Annotated in this window: 10 protein-coding genes; 3 read left to right on the forward strand and 7 right to left on the reverse strand. The window is 63.3% G+C overall.

The genetic code is table 11. The features are described from left to right. Positions 1 to 36: 36 nt before the first annotated feature. On the reverse strand, positions 37 to 1233 hold the full coding sequence (locus BLW08_RS08215; RefSeq protein ID WP_091324331.1) for an NAD(P)/FAD-dependent oxidoreductase: 1197 nt from the start codon (positions 1231 to 1233) through the stop codon (positions 37 to 39). 4 nt (positions 1234 to 1237) lie between these two features. Continuing rightward, positions 1238 to 1444 (reverse strand): hypervirulence associated TUDOR domain-containing protein, encoded by a 207-nt coding sequence (locus BLW08_RS08220; RefSeq protein WP_091324333.1) that lies wholly within the window; start codon positions 1442 to 1444, stop codon positions 1238 to 1240. A 178-nt stretch (positions 1445 to 1622) separates the two neighbouring features. On the opposite strand from BLW08_RS08220, the gene BLW08_RS08225 reads away from it, so the two are divergent. Beyond that, entirely contained in the window at positions 1623 to 2435 is an 813-nt protein-coding gene (locus BLW08_RS08225; protein WP_091324334.1) for an MBL fold metallo-hydrolase, read from the forward strand. A 30-nt stretch (positions 2436 to 2465) separates the two neighbouring features. On the opposite strand, the gene BLW08_RS08230 is transcribed toward BLW08_RS08225, so the two are convergent. The 5 genes from BLW08_RS08230 to BLW08_RS08250 form a co-directional block, all read right to left on the reverse strand. Beyond that, positions 2466 to 4043: an ATP-binding cassette domain-containing protein gene (locus tag BLW08_RS08230; protein ID WP_091324336.1), complete on the reverse strand. Its 1578-nt coding sequence runs from the start codon at positions 4041 to 4043 to the stop codon at positions 2466 to 2468. Continuing rightward, on the reverse strand, positions 4036 to 4881 hold the full coding sequence (locus BLW08_RS08235) for an ABC transporter permease (RefSeq protein WP_091324337.1): 846 nt from the start codon (positions 4879 to 4881) through the stop codon (positions 4036 to 4038). Before BLW08_RS08235 ends, BLW08_RS08230 begins: the two co-directional genes overlap by 8 nt. Continuing rightward, entirely contained in the window at positions 4865 to 5806 is a 942-nt protein-coding gene (locus BLW08_RS08240; RefSeq protein ID WP_091324339.1) for an ABC transporter permease, read from the reverse strand. The genes BLW08_RS08235 and BLW08_RS08240 overlap by 17 nt, the downstream gene beginning before the upstream one ends. A 30-nt stretch (positions 5807 to 5836) precedes the next feature. Further along, positions 5837 to 7384, reverse strand: coding sequence for an ABC transporter substrate-binding protein (locus BLW08_RS08245; RefSeq protein WP_091324341.1), 1548 nt, complete (start codon positions 7382 to 7384; stop codon positions 5837 to 5839). Positions 7385 to 7583: 199 nt separating this feature from the next. Beyond that, a complete protein-coding gene (locus tag BLW08_RS08250; RefSeq protein ID WP_091324343.1) occupies positions 7584 to 9038 on the reverse strand; it encodes a CotH kinase family protein in 1455 nt (484 codons plus the stop codon). 287 nt (positions 9039 to 9325) lie between these two features. Between BLW08_RS08250 and BLW08_RS08255 the strand changes: the two genes are divergently transcribed. Both BLW08_RS08255 and BLW08_RS08260 read left to right on the forward strand, forming a co-directional pair. Beyond that, on the forward strand, positions 9326 to 9628 hold the full coding sequence (locus tag BLW08_RS08255) for a hypothetical protein (RefSeq protein WP_090821122.1): 303 nt from the start codon (positions 9326 to 9328) through the stop codon (positions 9626 to 9628). A gap of 78 nt (positions 9629 to 9706) precedes the next feature. Then, on the forward strand, positions 9707 to 20194 hold the full coding sequence (locus tag BLW08_RS08260) for a non-ribosomal peptide synthetase (protein ID WP_091324345.1): 10488 nt from the start codon (positions 9707 to 9709) through the stop codon (positions 20192 to 20194). The last annotated feature ends 13 nt before the right edge of the window (positions 20195 to 20207 follow it).

Genomic DNA, 20207 nt, shown 5'->3' on the forward strand with positions numbered 1-20207 from the left:
GCCCAGGGCTCTGCGGCTAGGACCAGCCCCTGCCGGCTAGGCCCGGCCGCGGAGGATCATGCGCCAATAAACCTGCGGGAACATCCACCGGTCCACCCACCAGGAAAGCCGGCTTTCCTTCCACGTCTGCACCTTGGGAACGGTTGGCATGAGCCTGTATGTGTCGTCGAACTCAGCAAAAACCACGGTGTTGCGCGAAACAGTGAAGGGGCACACAGAGTAACCGTCATACGCCTGCGTGAGCTGCCCACCCTTGCGGGCCGCCACCAGGTTTTTGGCGAGGACCTTGGTCTGCTTGCGCAGCGCCCCGCCGGACTTGGAGTTGTTGGTGCCCGCAGCGTCACCAAGGGACCAGACATTGGGAAGCCGGACGTGCCGGAGTGTCTGCGAGTCAACCTCCACGAAACCGCCATCATCTCCGACGGCAGCCAGATCCGTGTCTTTGAGCCAGTCCGGCGCACTCTGGGGCGGGACGGCATTGAGAACGTCGTAGCCAAGGTTCTCTGTGGTGTTCGCCGCGTGGTCACGGATGGTCGCCACACGGTTGACGGGATCGACTCCCACCAGTTCGCTGTTGGTTCGAAGCTCGATGCCATACTCCGCAATCTTGCGTTCAAGCTCCCGATCAATCACGGGAATGCCGAACACGGTGGGATATGGCTGGACCATCACCACCCTGATCCGGTCAAGAACTCCCTGTTCTTTCCAGTAGTCGCACGCCAAGTACATCGGCTTCTGGGCGGCACCCCCGCACTTGATGGGCCCGGCAGGCATCGTAAAGATCACCGTTCCGGACTGCAGACTGCTCAGGAGGGTCCAGGCTTTCGGGGCAAGCTCAAACTCGTAGTGCGAGGCGCCGTAGGGCGAATGCACCGCCTCAGCCAGCCCGGGTATGGCATCCCAGTTGTATTGCAGCCCCGGACACAGCACCAGATGGTCATAGGACACGGTGGCGCCGGAGCTGAGGCTGACGGTGTTGGCGCTTGCCTTCACGCCATCCACCGCATCCTTGATCAGGGCAACGCCCTTGGGCATGACCGACCGCTGGCTGCGGACGGCTTCTTTGACCTCAGCCCGGCCGCCTGCAATATGGGAAAACAACGGCTGGTAGAGATGGTACTCCTTGGGTTCAATGACGGCGATGCCTTTAACCCCGTAACGTGTCAAACGCGCCGCCAGCGACACTCCTGCATTGCCGCCGCCGACGATCACAACCTCAAAGTACCCGGCCACGGCGTTATTTCTTCTCAGTCAGCGCAGAGCCCTTGTGCGCCGCCTTGGCACCTGTTTTCTCCGATTCCACAACATATTGCGGCTCGGCCTCGCTGGCTCGATGCAGGGCGCCATCCAACTCGAAGTCGCTGGTCTTCCTCTCCACAATCTTTCCGTGGGTCTTGCCCTGGGAGGTATTCCACTCCACCCGTGTTCCCTTGCTCAGTGCCATGCCCGCTCCTGGTGTGGTGTGGTGTAGGCGCCCGTCGTTGGCGTCCTCGACAATAGTAAGCATCATGATCATTTTCGCGGTACCCCTCGCAATCGATGCCAGGAGCCCCTTCCTGCGAGTGTTCCACGTGCCATAGTCTGGGCGGGCCAGGACCGAGGTACGTGGAAGGGACCACCCCATGCTGATCTGTGCAACCTGCGCTGTTGAGCGGGAGGAACCAGTCCCCAGGCTCTGCCCCATCTGCACTGACGAGCGGCAATACGTACCCGACGACGGCCAGAAATGGCTGACCTTGGACGAACTCCAGCAGGCCGGCCAGCAGCTCGCGTTCAAGGAGAACGAGCCGGGACTTTTCGGGATAAGAAGCGAGCCGAAGGTCGGAATTGGCCAGACAACCCAGTTGGTGGTGACACCACAAGGATCCTTGCTGTGGGATCCGCTGGGCTACGTCGATGACCAGGCTGTGAAGACGGTACTCGGGCATGGTCCGGTCCTGGCGATCGCAGCGAGCCATCCCCATATGTTTGGAGTACAGGTGGAGTGGTCACATCGGCTCGGAGGCATCCCCGTATTTGTTGCGGGTGCAGACCGCGTGTGGCTGGGCCGCGATGACACGCACATCACCTACTGGTCCCACAAGGTGGCCCTCACCGAAGGCCTAACACTGCATCAGACCGGCGGCCACTTCCCCGGCAGCGCGGTGGTGCATTGGTCTGCCGGCGCCGAAGGCAAAGGCGTGCTGCTGACCGGTGACACCGTATTTCCCAATCCTGACCGCCGCTCCGTCGCCTTCATGCGCAGCTATCCGAATCACCTCCCGTTGTCCGGGGCGGTGGCTTTGCGGGTGGCGGCCCACCTGGGAGATCTCCAGTTTGACCGGATCTACGGCAACTTCAACAATGTCATCTACTCCGACGCCAAGACTGTCCTGAACGATTCCGCCCAGAGGCACGCCGCGTGGGCACGCGGGGACTTCGACCACTTGACCTGAGCGAAAACGGGAACCCGGCCACTCGGGACCTCAATTGCGTACCGACCTCATCCTTTTCAGGTGCAACCCCCGGCACGGGATGGCGGCAGCAACAAGATCTTTGCTGTGCTGATGTTGTGGATCGGCAAAGAACGCAGCGGTGCCGGTAAGTTCCACCAGGCGGCCCTGGAAGAGAACGGCAACCCGCTGGCACATGTGCCGTACCACGTCCATATCGTGGGTGATGATCATCAGCGTCAGTCCCCTGTCCCGGTGCAGTCGCTGAAGGAGCTCCAGAACGGTGCGTTGCGTCAGGGCATCCAGGGCTGACGTTGCCTCGTCACAGATGAGCACCGTGGGTTCAAGAAGCAATGCCCGCGCGATGGTGACGCGCTGCAGTTGTCCGCCTGAGCACTGATTCGGAAGCCGGTCCAAAAGTGCGGGATCCAGCTCCACTTCTTCCATTGCCTCGTTGAGCCGGCTGGACCGCTGGGCAACGGTGAGTCCCCGGAGCGGCGCTTCGAGGCTGGCGCGGAGCGTCATGCGCGGATCGAAGGAATCGTGGGGTTCCTGAAAGACCAACTGAACAGCGGTTGGGGAGCTGGGTCGCCCCGGAGTCGGCGTCCTGGTGATACTCCCGTCGCTGATCCCTTCCAGTCCAACGATTGCTCTGGCCAGCGTGCTCTTTCCGGAGCCGGATTGGCCCAGGACGCCAAGAATCTCGCCCTGCTTCAGATCCAAGCAGACGGAATCCAACGCTGTCCGACGACGGCTTCCGGCCCCAAAGTGCTTGGTCACGTTGCTCAAGGCCAGGGCGGTTCGGCCTTCCGTCCGGCTTTCCGATATGCCTGACGGCGCCAGGTTGGACGCTTCCAGCAGCATCCTCGTGTAGGGGTGCTGCGGGTTGCCCAGAACGGCGTCGGTGGTGCCGGACTCCACAATTTGCCCTGCGTCCATCACCAGGACACGGTCCGCGAAGGCCGCTACGGAGGCCAGGTTGTGGGTGATGTAGAGAATACCCAAGCCACGTTGGCTTCTTTCACGGTCCAGCAACTCGAGGATTTGCTGTTCCAGCACTTTATCCAAAGCGGAAGTCGGCTCGTCGGCCAAAAGAATACCGGGCTTCCCGGCCAAAGCCATGGCCGTCATGGCACGCTGCGCCATGCCGCCGGAGAGTTGGTGCGGGTAGGCCCGGGCACCCCATACCGGATCCGCGAAGCCCACCTCGGCCAACAACCCGTGGACCTTGGATCGGGCCTCTCCACCCCGTAGACCAGCGTGCAGTTTCAGCGGTTCGCGGAGGTGCTTGCCAATGGTCCTGTTCGGGTTGAACATCTTTTTGGGTTGTTGGAACAACATCCCCAATCGACCGCCACGTACGCGGTTCAACTCTGTTTCCGGAGCGCCGATGAGCTCCAAGGAATCCAGGCTGATGGAGCCGGCCCCAACCTCCAGCTGCTGGGGCAACAGTTGCAGAATGGCCTTGGCCGTCATGGTCTTGCCGGAGCCCGAACCGCCCACCAGTGCCACAAACTCTCCGGACCGGACAGAAAGACTTACTCCGGACAGGATCGGACGCTGGGTGGTGGTGTTGCGCACCGTCAAGCCATCGATGATCAACTCAGGCATGTTGCCCCTCCACCACCAGGACGTCCACCGGTTCCGCTGCCCTGCGGGTGGCCTGCTGGCCGATGAGCGTCATGCAGAGGGCTATAAGGAAAATTGCGAGGCCGGGAGCGATGATCCCCCACGGTGCCCTTTCTGCGTATGGTTGGGCTGCAGCAAGCATGGATCCCCAGTCAGATTGCGGCGGTTGCACGCCCAGCCCCAGATACGACAATGCGCCAACGCTGATCAGAAGCTGTCCGAATCGGAGCGTTGCCTGGCCCATGATGGGCGCAGCGAGATGGGGCAGGATGTGGCGGAAAACGATGAACGACGGCGAGCAACCCACCACCCGCGCAGCCTCGACAAAACCGCGGGCAGAGACATCGTAGGCCAAGGTTCGGGCCAGCCTGGCAAACGGCGTCCATCCCGTCACAGTGAGTGCCACCAACAAAGATGTGAAGCCAGTGCCCATCGCCGCCACGATGAAGAGTGCCACCACCATCTCCGGGAGTGCGAGCAGGACGTCGTTGGTGCGGGTGAAGAACTCATCCAGCCAGCCTTTGCGACGGGCACTGAGCACACCGATCGCCACCCCGATGACTCCGGTGAGCACGGTGGCAAGTGCGGCAACCGCTAAAGAGAACCGGCCGCCGTCGAGCAGCCGGCTGAGCGTGTCCCGGCCCAAATGATCTGTTCCCAGCCAGTGCGCAGCGCCAGGGGCTTCAAGGCGGTCGGCGAGGCTCTGCTGGTCAGGTGGATAGGGTGCCAGCCAAGGCGCGGCCGCTATGGCGGCCACCGTCAGGACCAGAATCACGACGGCGGCATGGTGGATTGTTGGCCTGCTATGCAAGAGTGCCACTCACCTTAGGGCTGAGAATCCGATGGAGGAAGTCCGCCAGCGTAGTGATAGCAACCGCGAGGGCCACCACCACCACAACCCCGCCCTGCGCCAGGGGGATGTCGCTGTTGATCACGGCGTCGTACAGGAGCCGGCCCATGCCCGGAATGGCAAAAATAACTTCCACAATCACAGAACCTCCCAGGAGTCCGGCGAACCACACGGCAAAAAGGGTGGACAAGGGAACCAGCCCATTGGGAATGACGTGCCGCCAGACCGTCTGCGCACGGCTGAGTCCGCGAGCCCTGGCGGCGGGGATGTGCTCTGCTTCGAGGGCGTCGATCATGCCCGCACGGACGGCCGAGGTGAAGAAGCTGATGGGCCTCAACGCCAGAGTGGCCGCCGGCAGGACAATAGACGAGGCTGTGTTCCACCCGGCAGATGGAAGCAAAGACAGCCTGAGCGCGAAGACCAGGACCAACAGTGGGGCCAGCCAATACTCCGGCATCGCAATGAAGGACTGGGTGACGGTGGTGATGAGCTTGTCCGCTTTCCCGCCTTGCTTCAGCGCTGCCACTGTCCCCAATGGCAGCGAGACCACCACGGCAATACCCAAGGCAACCACCACCAAGCTGAGGGTGATGCCCAGGGCCGGCAGCACCTGGTCCACCACAGGTGTTCGGCTGATGTGAGAGAGCCCCATGTCACCGGTGAAAAAGTCCCCCAGCCACCGCAGATACTGAACGGGAAGAGGATCGCCCAGCCCCAGGCTGTCACTCAAGGCCCGGACTGTGGAGTCGTCCACGACGTCCCCGGCAACACGGGACCTGATGATCTTCCGGACAGGATCGCCCGGCGTCACGTAGGGAATGAGGAAAACGGCGAAGGACGACAGCAGGACGGCGGCCACCAGGGTCGCCGTCCGCTTGGCAAGGAACGTGATCATGCGCTGCTGTTCGAGGGTGTCAGATCGTTGCTACGAACCGGACTTTGCTGTTTGCGCCGTCAGCACGTACCGGGACAAAGGGTCCTGGACGTAGGAAAGAACATTGCTGCGGATGGCATCCGTTGCCTGTTCGTTGACCAGCCAGAGGTTTACTGCCTGGTTGTCCAGGATCCCGCCCGCACGGGCATACAGTTTGTACCGTTCCTCGGTGTTGGACGTCTGGGCTGCTTGGGCGATGATCTTGTCAAACTCTTCGTTGCAGAAGTGGCTGAGGTTATAGGTGCCCTTGCAGGTGTAATCGGCGGTGAGGAATCCAATGGGATCGGCAATGTCGATCAGCCTGTTTCGCTGGCTCAGGATCATGTCGTACTTGCCGGCGAGCACGTCCGGCTCAGCCGCAGCATATTCCTTGGCCTGGATGGTCACAGGGACACCGATGCTCTTCAGGTTGTCCTGGATGACGGTGGCCACATCAGCGAATTCAGCGCGCTCCACAATGGCGATGATTTCCAATGGCCTGTCCGCTGCGTATCCCGCAGCATTGAGGAGCTTCTTGGCCTCGTCAAGATTCTGCTGGGGAGCGCTTTGGCTTGGTGATGCCCATGGCTCGGAGAGCGCGAAGGGTCCTGCTGCAGGCAGCGCAGCACCCTCATAAACACTGGCCGCCAGTGATTCGAGGTCCAGGGAGGACCTCAGGGCTTTTCGGAAGTCCACGTTGTTGAAGGGCGCCTTCGCGTTGTTCATATACAACGTCGCCGTTCGCGGCGAGTCTGCCTTGAGCACTGAGACCCCGGGAGCGCTTTGCAAGGAAGCCAGTGCAGAGGCAGGAATAGAGAGCGAGATGTCCGCTTCACCCGTTTGCACCTGTGCGGCGCGGGTGGCGCCATTGGTGATGAAGCGAACCTCAGCTCCGGCAAGTTTCACCTCGCCGCCCCAGTAGTTCGGGTTGCGGTCCAGCGTCAACGATTGCTTGGCCTTCTCTGAGACCGGCACGAACGGGCCCGTGCAGTGGCCGAAGGGGTCCACTGTTTCGCCCTGATAGGCAGCCGGCGCAAGGATACCGGTGTTGACGCTGGCAAGGCGGAAAGGAACCAACGGACTCTCCACGGGAGTGGTCACTCGGACTGTCCGGGCATCCTTGGCCTGGACACCACTCACCATGCCCGGGTTGAACGCCCTGGCCGGCACTCTGGCTTTGAGCACGGAGTTCAGGGACGCCGCAACCGATTCGGCGGTGAGATCGGTTCCGTCCTGGAACTTGACGCCTTCCCGGATGGTGAAGTCCCACTCAAGCGGAGACACCTGCTTCCACTCCGTGGCCAGGAACGGGACCACCTTGCCCTGCGCGGAATCGTACTTGGTCAACGTCTCAAGGCAGCCGGACAACGACAGGATGTACGCGGCGTCGGACTCCAACGCCCAGTTGGCCACAGGCGCACGGAAGTTGTCCACCACGATGCGCTGGTTGGGGTCGGCCACTTTATCGGTGACATTGGTAGACCCTCCGCTGAGGCCGCAACCGGTCAGCGTGAGGAGGGCAGCAAGCCCGATGACTGGGAATCGGGTGAATTTGCGCAATGGAACCGCCTGCCAGGAATGCCCGAACGGGAGGGCATGGGGAAATAAAGACGATTTAGGTTAGCCTTACCTTTTCCATTCCAGGAAACTGTCCATGGCGGGGCGGCGTAACAATGTGCTCTCCGCCACCACAAAGCAGCGCCACAGCCGCATGAGAAAGAGCCGCGGAGAGGTCCGGCAGTTGGACCCGGCACTGCGGTTAGACCTGATCCTTGAGCGCCGCGGTCCTCTCCTGGATAAAAGTTCTGAGCGTCGCGGCCTGCCCGGCGAGCACTGACGCCGTCAGGTTGTCGCTGGCAGGCACCGTAGCCGTGATGTCCTGCAGGAGGGCCTCTGCGGTTCCGCTGCCATACAGCTGCTGGTAGAGCTCAGCGTAGGCCTTGGTATACAAGGGCTTGAAGGTGGCCGAGGCCAGGAATCTCTCCTTAAGGGCGTTTCCTCCCTTGCCACCAGCAGCCTTCGTGCCCGTTCCGGCTCCAGGATCGGTTGCCGCATCGGCGCCCGGAGGATCTGCCATGGCGGGACCTCCACCATCGCCGTCCGCGGCTGGAGCCTGCATACCGCCGCGCCCGGCGCCGCCTCCACCTCCACCGATGGACACCTGCTCGTCCGGGGACGCCGTGGCGTTGCCCGTCATGGCCAAATTCAGGTCCCACGAAATAATGGAGATCTTTTTGGTCTCCAGGTCATACCAGAGGTAGTAATTCTGGCCGGGCCCCGCCATGTCGTCGCCATTAACCAGAAGGTTCATCGTGGCGGCATACCGTGCGAACGAGTCCACATCCACCCAGTTGGCCAGCTCGGCGTCGAACTGCTCATCACTCGCCTCGGACAACCACTTAAGGAAATCAACGATCGGCTGAACGTCTGCGGTGTCCTTCTTGTTGAGTTGCTTGAATTGCTCCTCATACGTTGCCAAATCATCGCCCTGATAGGTGAAGCTGGACCCGGCGTCAGACTTGTAAAGCACACCCGCAGAGTCAAAGAGCGAGTCCGCGTATCCTTCATCAGGGTTTTCAACCAGCAACCGGGTCTGCGTAGGACCGCCGTTCACGGAGTACGTGGTGTAGGCATATCGCTGCGTAGCCTGGCCGCTCGCTTCGGTCAGGGCCAAAGCCAAAGCTTCATTCAGGACCGGCGAACCCGGACGCAAGGACAACTGCGTCAGACCCTCATACGTCTGGCCATCAACGTATTTGTCGAAGTCGATGAGCAAGGGAAGCGACTCGGGCACGTCCGAGGAAATCCCGGCCGAAGTTCCTCCGGCGCCACCTGGTCCCCCGGCATCGCCCCCGCTCAGGCTCCGCAACGTCGAGTTGCCCTTGAGCCGCACGCCAATGTCGGCTATCAACGTCCCGTCAATGGTGATGTCGGCCTTGATCCATTCCTTGGAACCGTCCTTTTCGTAAGCGGCAATCATGTCTGCGTAAGCAGTCTCGTCCCAATCGATGCCAACCACATGGGTGGCGCCGTCAGCGAAAAAGGCGTTGGCCGCCGTCGTGCTTTGATCGTCCGCCGCCGCTGCCTCCGAAACGTGGGCAGCACTGCTGCTGGTGCCATCCGGGCCGGCCGCCGGAGTCACTGCACAGCCGCTGAGGCCAAGGGTGATGGCGAGGAACGACGAGGAAAGGATGGTGGACGCGGAGCGCTGCATGAACCTGCTGCTTTCAAGCTCGGGGATGATTCATTCAACGATTCCCGCGGGAGCTGTGCAGTTGCTGTGCCTCATCCATGTTGTGCGTGTGCAGTTCCTTGACTTATGGCTTCTTGGTGCCCGGGGATGCCTCCGATCTACCGGCCCCACCTTGGGAAAGGAGAGCACCAGCCAAAATGTCCTCTGCCGAACCCGGTTCCCATCCACGTGGCGCGCAGCTCCGAATAGCTGATGGCGCGTCACCCGTGGCGCGCGGACAACGTCAGCTATGTACTGGAGAAGATCCCGTGAACAAGTCCACCAAGAACACCGCACGTTTCGCAGTCGGAACCGTCCTTGCAGCCTCCGCCTTCACCCTTGCCTCCTTCCCCGCACAAGCAGCGGCAACAACTTCCGACACACCTGCAGCCACTACCGCTGCTCCCACCAGCACCAGCGCGCTCAACGGCGGGGTCCTCAACGGCCTCCTGGGCGACGGCGTACTCAGCGGCGGCATCCTGAACGGCGGCCTCATCAACGGACCGCTCATCAACGGACCCCTGATTGATGGAGATGTACTGGGCCCCCTCCAGCTCGGCCAGTTCCAGTAACCCCACCTTCATGACGCGGCAGTCCTGATTCCCAGGGCTGCCGCTGCTTTTCCACGCCTCCCACTGCAGAGAAGGATTATGAACTCCCCTATCCCCGCCTCCCCTGACCAGCCCGGCATCCCGGCGAACCAGGCACCAGCCCGGATGGGTTTATCTGCCGCACAACGGGGAATTTGGTACGCGCAGAAGTTGGCGCACAGCAGCCCCATGTACCAGATCGGGCAGTTCATCGAAATTTCCGGCCCCTTGGATGTTTCCCGGCTGGAAGCGGCCGTGGCCCGAGCAGTCTCAGAGACTCCGGCACTGAACCTGGCGTTCGGTGAGGACGACGAAGGTCCGTTTCAGTACGCCAAGGCCATGGAAGCCGCGGTGCAGTTCACCGATCTCAGTGGTTGCGGCGGCGAAGCAACGCGAGAAGAGACCGCACGCGGGCTGATGGACACGGACATGGCGCAGGCACGCAGCGCGGAAGACGGCGGACTGCTCCACACAGAGGTCATCAGGCTCTCCGAGAACCGGCATTTCTTTTACCAGCGCGTCCATCATCTGCTTCTGGACGGCTACTCCGCGGTGCTGGTATTGCGCCGCGTCGCCGCGGTCTACGAGGCTCTGGGCACCGCCAAGGAAGCCGGCGAAAACACAACCCCGGATTTTGCTGCTCTGGATGAACTGATTGAGGACGATCACGACTATCAGGACTCGGCAGCGGCTTCAGCCGACGCAGCCTATTGGGCTGCAGAACTGGACGGACAACCAACCCCGGCCGGGCTGGCGGGCCGCCCCACGGGAACGGCAGAGGCTTTGCTGCGATCAACCCGGACGCTGCCCCCGTCCGCGGTGGACGCACTCCAGACGGCACCCGGAAGTGCGCCGGCGTTAATCCTTACGGCAGTGTCCTTGTATCTGCACCGGATGACCGGTGAACAGCACGTGTCGCTGGCGCTCCCCGTGACAGCACGTCGCGGGAAGCTGGCCAAGACCACACCGTCCATGCTGTCCAACATTGTCCCCATCCGGCTGGACATCAGTCCCGGAGCCACCGTCCAGGACATGGTGGCCGCTACGGGCGGCAAGCTGCGCGGAGCCCTGATCCACCAGCGGACCCGCTACGAAACCATGACCGGACAGGGCAGCTACCTGGGTCCATCGGTGAATATCCTTCCGGTTCTGGACGACATCGCTTTCGGCGAAGCCACCGGCACCATGCACATCCTCTCCACGGGCCCCATTGATGACCTGTCCGTCATTGTCCATGGGCTCGGGAACAACGCCTCCGACGGCGTAACAGTGCAGTTCGCCGCCAATGCCGGCCTCTACACCCAAGCCGGCTTGGATAAGCACCTGACGCGCTTTGTCCGGCTTCTTGGTGAGCTTCTGTCCAACCCGGAAGATCCGACGGCGGCACTGTCAGTAACGTCGACGTCGGAGGAGCAGTCCCTGCTCGCTGAGGGAGACGCCGCATCAATGGACCTCCCTGGCCACACCGTTGTTGAGGAGCTCCAAACCGCAGCCTCAGCCGCACCTGAAAGAACTGCCGTTGTGGCCGCCGACGGTCGCCTGAGCTTTGCCGAGCTGGAAAAGCGCTCCAACCAACTCTCACGTTTCCTCCGCGAGCGCGGCGCCAAGCCTGGGGCCACTATTGCCGTCCGGCTGGACCGGAGCGTTCTGCTGCCGGTTGCTATCCTGGCCATCCTGAAAGCAGGTGCAGCTTATGTTCCCCTGGATCCGGACTATCCGGCGGGGCGCGTGGAAGGCATGCTGGAAGACGCAGCACCGGTCCTTCTTCTGACAGAGACAGCCTTGAATGAGGACAGTGACCAAGGACGGCCGCGGACCAGTGTGCCTGTGACGGTACTGGATTCCAGTGTGGTCGCGGCTGAGTTGGACAGCAAGGACCCGGCCCCGCCGGCACCCGTGGCCGGCCAGCATGATCTTGCGTACGTGATTTTCACGTCCGGCTCCACCGGCCGCCCCAAAGGCGTGGGTGTGGAACACCTGGCCCTCTTGAACCTGCTGACCTCGCATCGGGACAGGATTTTTGATCCTGCCGCGTCACGGCTGGGCCGCCGCCTCCGGGTAGCCCACACCGCGGGACTGTCATTCGACGCCTCCTGGGATCCCATCCTGTGGCTCCTCGCTGGACATGAATTGCACATGGTGGACAACCAAACGCGGCGCGATCCCGAAGCACTGAGCTCATTCCTGGCCAGGGAACGCATCGATTCGATCGAAACCACGCCGTCGTTTGCCAAGGCCCTGCTGGCCGGCGGTCTCTTCGACCAGGACGCCCACCCCTCCGTGGTGGCTCTGGGAGGAGAAGCCGTGGACCCTGCAACGTGGCGCGAGTTGGCCACGCATGAGGGCGTAGTGGCCTACAACTTCTACGGTCCCACCGAAACCACCGTGGACTCACTGACCGCTGTGATGGAACCCGGCACGGATGTCACTCTGGGAGGATCCGTGGCCAACAGCCGGCACTACATCCTTGACTCGGGGCTTAATCCGGTCCCCAACAATGCCATCGGGGAGCTGTACGTGGCGGGGCCCAACCTCGCGCGCGGGTACCTCGACCAGCCCGGGCTCAGCGCCGGTAAGTTCGTGGCCGATCCCTTTGCGCTGGACGGCTCGCGCATGTACCGCACGGGAGATGTGGTGCGTCGCTTGGACGACGGGACCCTGCAATTCCTTGGCCGGATGGACCAGCAAGTGAAGATCCGGGGATTCCGGATTGAGCTGGCTGAGATCGAAGAGGTCCTCCGCGGTATGGAAGGGGTAGCCCAGGCAGCCGTGACCGTGAGCAAGAACAAGGCCGGCTATGACCAGCTGCTCGCCTACGTCACCCCTTCGCATCCTGGGCAAGGATTCGACGGCGGCGCCTTGGACTCCGCCGCTATCCGCAAAGAGGCCCGACGGACCCTGCCTGACTACATGGTGCCCGCCGCAGTCATTGCCATCGATTCCATACCCCTGACAGCAAACGGCAAGCTGGACACCCGCGCCCTGCCCACGCCGGAACCGGAGGCTGAGACCACGGCACCGCGCACACCGGCCGAACGCGTGGTGGCTGACGCTTTCCGCGAGATTCTGGGCCTGGAAGCCGTTGGCCTGGAGGACGACTTCTTTGAGCTGGGCGGCCACTCGCTGCTGGCCACACGGCTCGCGGCGCACCTTAGGGACGCCACGGGTTCAGCCCCCGCCCTCCGAACCATCTTCGAAGAGCCCACTGTAGCGGGGCTCGCGGCGGCATTGGAAAGCGACGGAGCAGCTACTCCTGTACTGGGTCCCAGGGTGCGCCCAGCCAACATCCCGCTGTCCTTCGCCCAGCGCCGGCTTTGGTTCCTGAACCGTCTGGACCACCAGTCGGGTGCCTACAACATCCCCATCGTGCTGACATTGAAGGGCCCCTTGGAAGTGGGTGCCCTGGAAGGTGCGCTCGCGGACATCGTGGACCGGCACGAAGCGCTGCGCACCGTTCTCCCCTTGTCCGACGGTGAACCGCGCCAGGAAATCCTGCCGCCGGGGATCATGCCCGCCAAACTCCTGGCTGTACAGTGCGAGGCGGGGAACCTGGACCGGGCCGTGCAGGCAGAGACCCAGCGCGGCTTCGACATCACCCGGGAGCTCCCGCTGCGGACGGTTTTGTTCCAACTGGCGCCGGACCACCACGTCCTCGCCATCACGTTGCACCATGTGGCCGCCGATGGCTGGTCCCTGGCACCGTTGGCCCGTGACCTCTCCGAGGCCTACACGGCGCGGCTGAACGGAACGGCAGCCCCTTCCAACGGGCTGCCCGTCCAATACGCCGATTACACCCTGTGGCAGCGTGAAGCCCTGGGACAGGAAGAGGACCCTTCCAGTCCCATTTCACGGCAACTGGAATTCTGGTCCCGCGAGCTAAAGGGATCCCCGGAGGAGCTCCAACTGCCCTACGACTTCCCGCGCGGAACCCGCGAAGGCGAGCTCCCGGCGTCGTCGATTCCTCTGAATCTGGACGCACGCACCACTGCGGGCCTGCACTCTCTGGCGAGGAAGCAGAATGCGAGCCTTTTCATGGTGCTGCAGGCGGCGCTTGCCGCGCTGCTGACTAAGTCGGGCGCCGGAGAAGACATCCCGCTGGGCACACCGGTGGCGGGCCGGACCGACACACAGCTCAACGAACTGGTGGGCTTCTTCGTCAACACCCTGGTGCTGCGGACCAACACGTCCGGCAACCCCACCGCATCCGAGCTGGTGGAAAGCGTCCGGTACACCAACCTGCACGCTTACGGGAACCAGGACGCCCCTTTCGAGCGCGTTGTGGAAGAACTCAACCCGACACGTTCGCGCCACCGCCATCCCCTGTTCCAGGTGGTACTGACGCTGCAAAATACCACCGACCCCTCGCTGTCCATGGAAGGCCTGGAAGCCACTGCGGACATGGGGAGGGAACCGGGCGGGGCAAAGTTCGACCTCCTCCTGGATCTTGCCGAAACAGCCAACGCCGGCATTTCCGGCTCACTCGCCTATGACCCGGCACTGTTTAGCCGGAATACCGTGGAGCGGCTGGCTGAAGGGTTCGCACTGGTTGCCGGGCAGTTTGCCGACCACCCGGGCGTGACGCTGGACCGGTTGCGCATTCAGAACCCACGCCAGCATGCAGAAGTCCTGGCACACAGCGCCGCCACATTACTCGACGTTCCGTGGCCCACCATTCTGGACGCCTTCGCGCAGACTGCAGCTAAACATGCATCCCGCACTGCAGTGGTGGCTGAAGGAACGTCCTGGAGCTTCGATCAGCTCCGGGGCCGGGTTGAAATGATCGCCAAGGGGCTCGCGGCCTGCGGTGTACGCACGGGTGACCGCGTGGCCGTGGCCATCCCACGATCAGCGGACGTAGTCGCCGCTGCCCTCGGCGTGCTTGCTGCCGGTGCCGTGTACATACCGATCGATCTCGCCTACCCCTCGGAACGGATCAGGATGATCCTGGAGGACAGCAGCCCGGCGGTAGTGATCGTTCATGGCCAGGCGGGTACCGGCGTCGAACCTTCCAAGGCGGTGACTCTTGCCAGCCTGCTGGCGGCCGGCGCAACTGGCCCCGGGACCGGTTCGGCGGAGTGCGCCCCCGGCGACCTCGCCTACGTGCTGTACACCTCGGGTTCCACCGGACGGCCCAAGGGCGTTGCCGTGACTCACGGAGCCCTGGCCAATCTTTACGCACACCATCACCGCGCCCTGTTTGCTCCGCGCTTCGCAGCGGACCAGGAGAAACCTGTTGCCGTGGCACACATCGCCGGGTTGGGTTTCGATGCGGCTTGGGATCCCATGCTCTGGATGGTGGCGGGCGGCGAGCTGCACATGGTGTCCGATGCGGAGCGCGGCGACGCCGAAGACCTCAGCCGCTACTGCCTCCAGCACGGCATAGGCGTCTTGGAAACAACCCCCTCGTTTGCAGCGCACTTGCTGCAGTTCGGCCTCCTTGCCCAGCACCGCGATCAGCCTTTGATCCTTGCCCTGGGCGGCGAGCCCGTATCCGGTGCCCTCTGGGAACGCCTGGCTTCCGATCCTTCCGTGCAAGCGTTGAACTTCTACGGCCCCACCGAGTTCACTGTTGATTCGGTGATGGCGGACATCGTCGGAGCCAAGCCAGTGATTGGCAGACCCGCCGGAAACACGTCTGCGTGGGTGCTGGATGCTTACCTGCAACCGGTTCCCGCAGGGGTTCCCGGAGAGCTGTACCTGGCAGGCGACGGGATGGCGCAGGGATACGACCAGCGTCCTGACGAGACAGCTTCGCGTTTTGTGGCCAATCCCTTCACTGAGGATGGAAGCCGCATGTACCGCACTGGCGATCTGGTGAGGCGTGACGCCACAGGTGTGCTGGAATTCCTTTCCCGGACCGACGACCAGGTCAAGGTCCGCGGATTCCGGATCGAACTGGGTGAGGTGGAGTCTGCCCTGTCCAGCCATCCGGATGTGCAGCACGTTGTTGCTGTCACCGATGGCGATCCGGCCCAGAGAATCGTCGCCTATGTGGTGGGTGATGTGGACCCCGCTGAACTACGGACGCACGCGGCCAACAAGCTGCCCGGCTACATGGTGCCCGCCCTGATCATGCCCATTCCGGTTATTCCGTTGACCTCCCACGGAAAGCTGGACCGCAAAGCGCTTCCGACGCCCGCGGCATTGGGTGCAGGTGAAGGAACGGCCCCGTCCACTCCCGAAGAGCACGTCATGGCCGGCATATTCGGTGAGGTTCTCGGGCTGGCGACGGTCGCCATGGATGATGACTTCTTCCTGCTGGGGGGACACTCTCTCTTGGCGATCACCATCATGGGAAAGATCCGGGAAGCCTTTGGCGCTGCCCTTCCGCTGCGTACACTCTTCGATCGACCAACTCCCGGGGCGCTGTTGGGAGCGATCTCCTCCGGACGGTCGGCAGGTTTTACGCCCGACGACGGCCGGGCGGCTCCCGCTGGCCCCGGCCAGGTAACCGGCCCCACCCTCGTGGAGTGGCTGGCAACCGGCACGGCAAGCCGCCATGAGAGCCCTGCCCTGTCCTTCGCCCAGCAACGCATGTGGTTCCTCAACCAGCTGGATCCAGGCTCCGCCGACTACAACATCTCACTGGCCGCCCAGCTGGAAGGCGAAGTGGATGAGCAGGCCCTGTCCACCGCCGTCGACGCTCTGGTGGCCAGGCACGAGGTCCTGCGGACCAGCTACCCGGCAACTGCCGGCACCCCCCACCAACTGGTCCACCCTGCGGGGGAAGCGCGGGGACTGCTGCGGATCATCCCGGTGGGCAGCGAGGAAATGCAAGCCTCCATCCTGGCCGGGGAAGCCCGCAAGGGCTTCGACGTCACCACCGATCTTCCCCTGCGCGCGATGCTGCTGCGCCGCGGTGACGGCCACCAGCCTGTATGGATCCTTCAGCTGGTGATCCACCACATTGCCAGCGACGGCGCGTCCCTCGCTCCCCTTGCCCGGGACTTGTCCGAGGCTTATTCGGCAGCTGTGACCGGCAGCGGGGGCAGCCTTGCTCCGCTCAGCCTTCAGTACGCAGACTTCAGCTCGTGGCAGCAGGAAGTTCTGGGGGCCGCCGGGGTTGCAGACAGCAAGGTCCGGTTCTGGGAGGAATCCTTGGCAGGCATTCCCACTGAGCTCACACTTCCAGCCGATCAGCGCCGTCCACGCGAGGCCCGTCAACCCGGCAAACAGCGTGCCTTCGAGCTCAGCGGGGAAACTTTGGAGTCCTTGAACTCCTTGGCAGCCACCTCCAACGCAAGCCTGTTCATGACGTTCCACGGCGTCCTGGCCGGATTCCTGAACCGCCTGGGGGCCGGCGATGACATAGTCATCGGCTCACCCACGGCAGGGCGCACGGACCCGGCCTTGAAGGACCTGGTGGGATTCTTCGTCAACACCCTGCCGCTGCGGATCAGTGCCGCTGGTTCTCCCTCTGTGCGTACCATGGTTGACCGCGCCCGAACCAGCGTGCTGGCGGCTTTCGATCATGACGACGTCCCTTTTGAACGGCTGGTGGAGGTACTGAACCCCGAGCGGGAGCTGGGACGGCACCCGCTGTTCCAAACCATGCTGACGGTGGACAGCTCCCCCGCATCCCTTCCGGACTTACCCGGTGCTACCGTCACTGCGCTGCCGGAAAACGGCTCGGGCGAGGCGAAGTTTGATCTCTCCTTCACGTTCCGTCCCGGCGCCTCCGGTCTTTCAGCCACGCTGGAGTACAACGCGGCAATGTTCCAGGACGCCACCATCGAACGCCTCGTGAGGACCCTGATACGTTTCGTGGAGCGGGCTGCCGCTGATCCGGAGACTCCTGTTGCGGAGGTGCCGCTGCTTGAATCTGAGGAAGCCGCCGCGTTGACGGGGCTGACAGCGGGACGGCGATCCGCCGTCGGGAATCATCCGGAAGAGCCCGACGGCGTCCTGGCCGTCTTCGCTGCCAGCGTCCAGTCCGCCCCGGACTCCGTAGCGCTGGTCAGTGGTGACAGCAAGGTCACTTTTGCTGAGCTGGCCGACTCTGTGCGCCGTGTGGCGGCAGGACTCCAGACGCAGGGAGCGGCCACGGGCGATGTTGTCTCCGTGTTCCTTCCCAGGTCCACCGGAACCATCCAGGTTTTGCTGGGCGTCGTTGCGGCCAGTGCGGTGTACAACCCGATCGATACGGAATACCCGGACGACCGGGTGGTAGCCATCCTGGAGGACGCCGTGCCCTCGGTGGTGGTCAGCATCGGGCGGGAAGCAGACCGCATGGCTGCGCTGCTGTCCACGGTGGCTGCCCGGAACCCGGATCGTGCGGTTCCGCGCCTGGTTTTGCTGCCCGAACTCCTTGGGACAGCTGCGGGCAACGGGCCTGGCTCCGTCCCGGAACTCAGCGAGCGCCAGCCTGCAGGACGCGATCTGGCCTACGTCATGTTTACCTCTGGCTCCACGGGGAGGCCCAAGGGGGTGGAGGTAAGCCATGGCGCCCTGGCAGCCCTGCTGGAATCGCATAGTGAGACCCTCTTCGCGGGACTGGAGCCCCACACCACGGGAGTCCAGCAAAGGGTGGCCCACACCACCGGAGTCGGATTTGATGCATCCTGGGATCCCATCCTGTGGATGGTTGCCGGGCATCAGCTTCACATGGTGGGCGAGGATATGCGGCGGGACCCTGCCGCACTGGCAGGCTACTTCGAAGAACACCGGATCAGCGTCTGGGAAACTACGCCCGGGTACGCGAGGCATTTGTTGAGCGAGCCGGCGTTCACCCGGGTGCTGGACGGAAGCGGCCCGGATTCCACCTTCAGCCTTGCTCTGGGTGGCGAAGCCTTCGATCCCGCCCTGTGGGACGCACTTTCCGCCAAGGACAACATCACTGCCTGGAACCTTTACGGTCCTACGGAAGCCGCGGTGGACACAGTGATGGCACGGGTTAAGGATTACACCGCCCCGGTGCTGGGAGCTGCCACCTCCCGGACCGCACTGTATGTTCTTGACCCCTTGCTGCAGCCAGCGTTGCCAGGTGTTTCCGGCGAGCTCTACATCGCAGGCGGGCAGCTGGCCAACGGCTACAGGGGCCAGCCGGGGCTGACGGCTGAACGCTTTGTGGCCGACCCCTTCAGCGCCGACGGCGGGCGCATGTACCGCACCGGTGACGTGGTGGTGCGGCACGCGGACGGGAGCATCGTCTTCTCCGGACGCAACGACGATCAACTTAAGATCCGTGGCTTCCGCGTGGAACCCGGTGAAGTGGAACAGGCAGCCATTTCAGCTGCGGACGTCCAAGCGGCCGTGGTGCGGGCAGTGCCGTCCGGAGACACAGTGCGGCTGGTGGCGTGGGTGGTTCCCAAGGGTCGCGCAGGCATCGGAGGTTCTGATGCCATGGCGGCACTTACCGAAGGCGTCCGCGCTCATCTGCGGATGCTGCTGCCCGATTACATGGTGCCCGCAGTTGTGGTGGCGGTCGAGGAGATCCCCCTGACGCACCACGGCAAGGTGGACTTTGCTGCCTTGCCGGAACCGGACAGCGCGCCGCGCACGTCCGGCAAGGTTCCACGGACTCCCCGGGAGCAGACGGCGGCCGCAATCTTCGCGGACGTGTTGTCCCTGGACAAGGCGGGGGTGGATGAGTCGTTCTTCGAACTGGGCGGGCATTCATTCCTGGCGCAACCGTTGATTGCCCGAATCAATGCAGCGTTGGGTGTATCGCTGCAGGTGCAGGCCTTGTTCCGCGCTCCCACAGTGGAGGGGCTTCTGGCTGAGGCCGATCGTGGCGTGGAGGACGGCGCAGCGGAAAGCCTGCGCCAGGTTCTTCCCCTGCGCACCAGCGGCACCAAAGCGCCGCTGTTCGCTGTCCATCCGGCGTCGGGTATCGCGTGGGGCTACGCCTCAATGCTGGGTTTGCTGGATCCGGAGCGGCCCCTGATCGGCCTGCAGATGCCAGGCATGGAGCCGGGCGCCACCCACGCAGTCACTGCGCTGGACCTTACGGAACTCGCGGACAGTTACATTGACCGCATCAAGTCCGTTCAACCGGCCGGCCCCTATCATCTTCTTGGCTGGTCCTTTGGCGGGCATTTGGTCCACCGCCTGGCTACCCGGCTCCAGGACCTCGGCGATGAGGTTGCGTCACTGGCCATCCTCGACGCGTTCCCCGGAAACCAGGAGAACAATGATGACGTAGGTGCGGGAGCCGGAATTTGGGCTGCCTACCTCGAGGCGCAGGGCTATGACCTGGACGAGTCCGATCACGAGTATCTTGACGGCGCCAAGGCCCAGGAGATCCTCCGCAGGAACCACAACCCGCTGGGCACCGTTCCGCTGGACGCTGTGCAAGCCATGGTGGAGAACTTCCCCGTGCTGGCGCGGCTGATCAGGGAACAGGAACCGGCAGTTTTCGACGGCGACCTGCTGCTTTTCCGCGCCACTGCTGACGTTCCTGAGGGGACACCGGGAGCCGAGGCCTGGGCGCCCTACGTCACCGGGAGCATTACAGACATTGAGGTGCCGGACAGGCATTCCCGGATATTAAGTGACGCAGCTCTCCCCGTAATCATGCCTGCCTTGGCCATCCAGCTTGGGGGCTGAGTCCGAATGACTT

It is taken from the genome of Arthrobacter sp. cf158 (genome assembly GCF_900106835.1).
Lineage (GTDB): Bacteria > Actinomycetota > Actinomycetes > Actinomycetales > Micrococcaceae > Arthrobacter.

Bases quoted from the DNA above. Each gene is read 5' to 3' on its own strand.
- BLW08_RS08225 (WP_091324334.1), top strand. From the start codon at position 1,623: ATGCTGATCTGTGCAACCTGCGCTGTTGAGCGGGAGGAACCAGTCCCC.
- BLW08_RS08240 (WP_091324339.1), bottom strand. From the start codon at position 5,806: ATGATCACGTTCCTTGCCAAGCGGACGGCGACCCTGGTGGCCGCCGTC.
- BLW08_RS08220 (WP_091324333.1), bottom strand. From the start codon at position 1,444: ATGGCACTGAGCAAGGGAACACGGGTGGAGTGGAATACCTCCCAGGGC.
- BLW08_RS08260 (WP_091324345.1), top strand. From the start codon at position 9,707: ATGAACTCCCCTATCCCCGCCTCCCCTGACCAGCCCGGCATCCCGGCG.
- BLW08_RS08250 (WP_091324343.1), bottom strand. From the start codon at position 9,038: ATGCAGCGCTCCGCGTCCACCATCCTTTCCTCGTCGTTCCTCGCCATC.
- BLW08_RS08230 (WP_091324336.1), bottom strand. From the start codon at position 4,043: ATGCCTGAGTTGATCATCGATGGCTTGACGGTGCGCAACACCACCACC.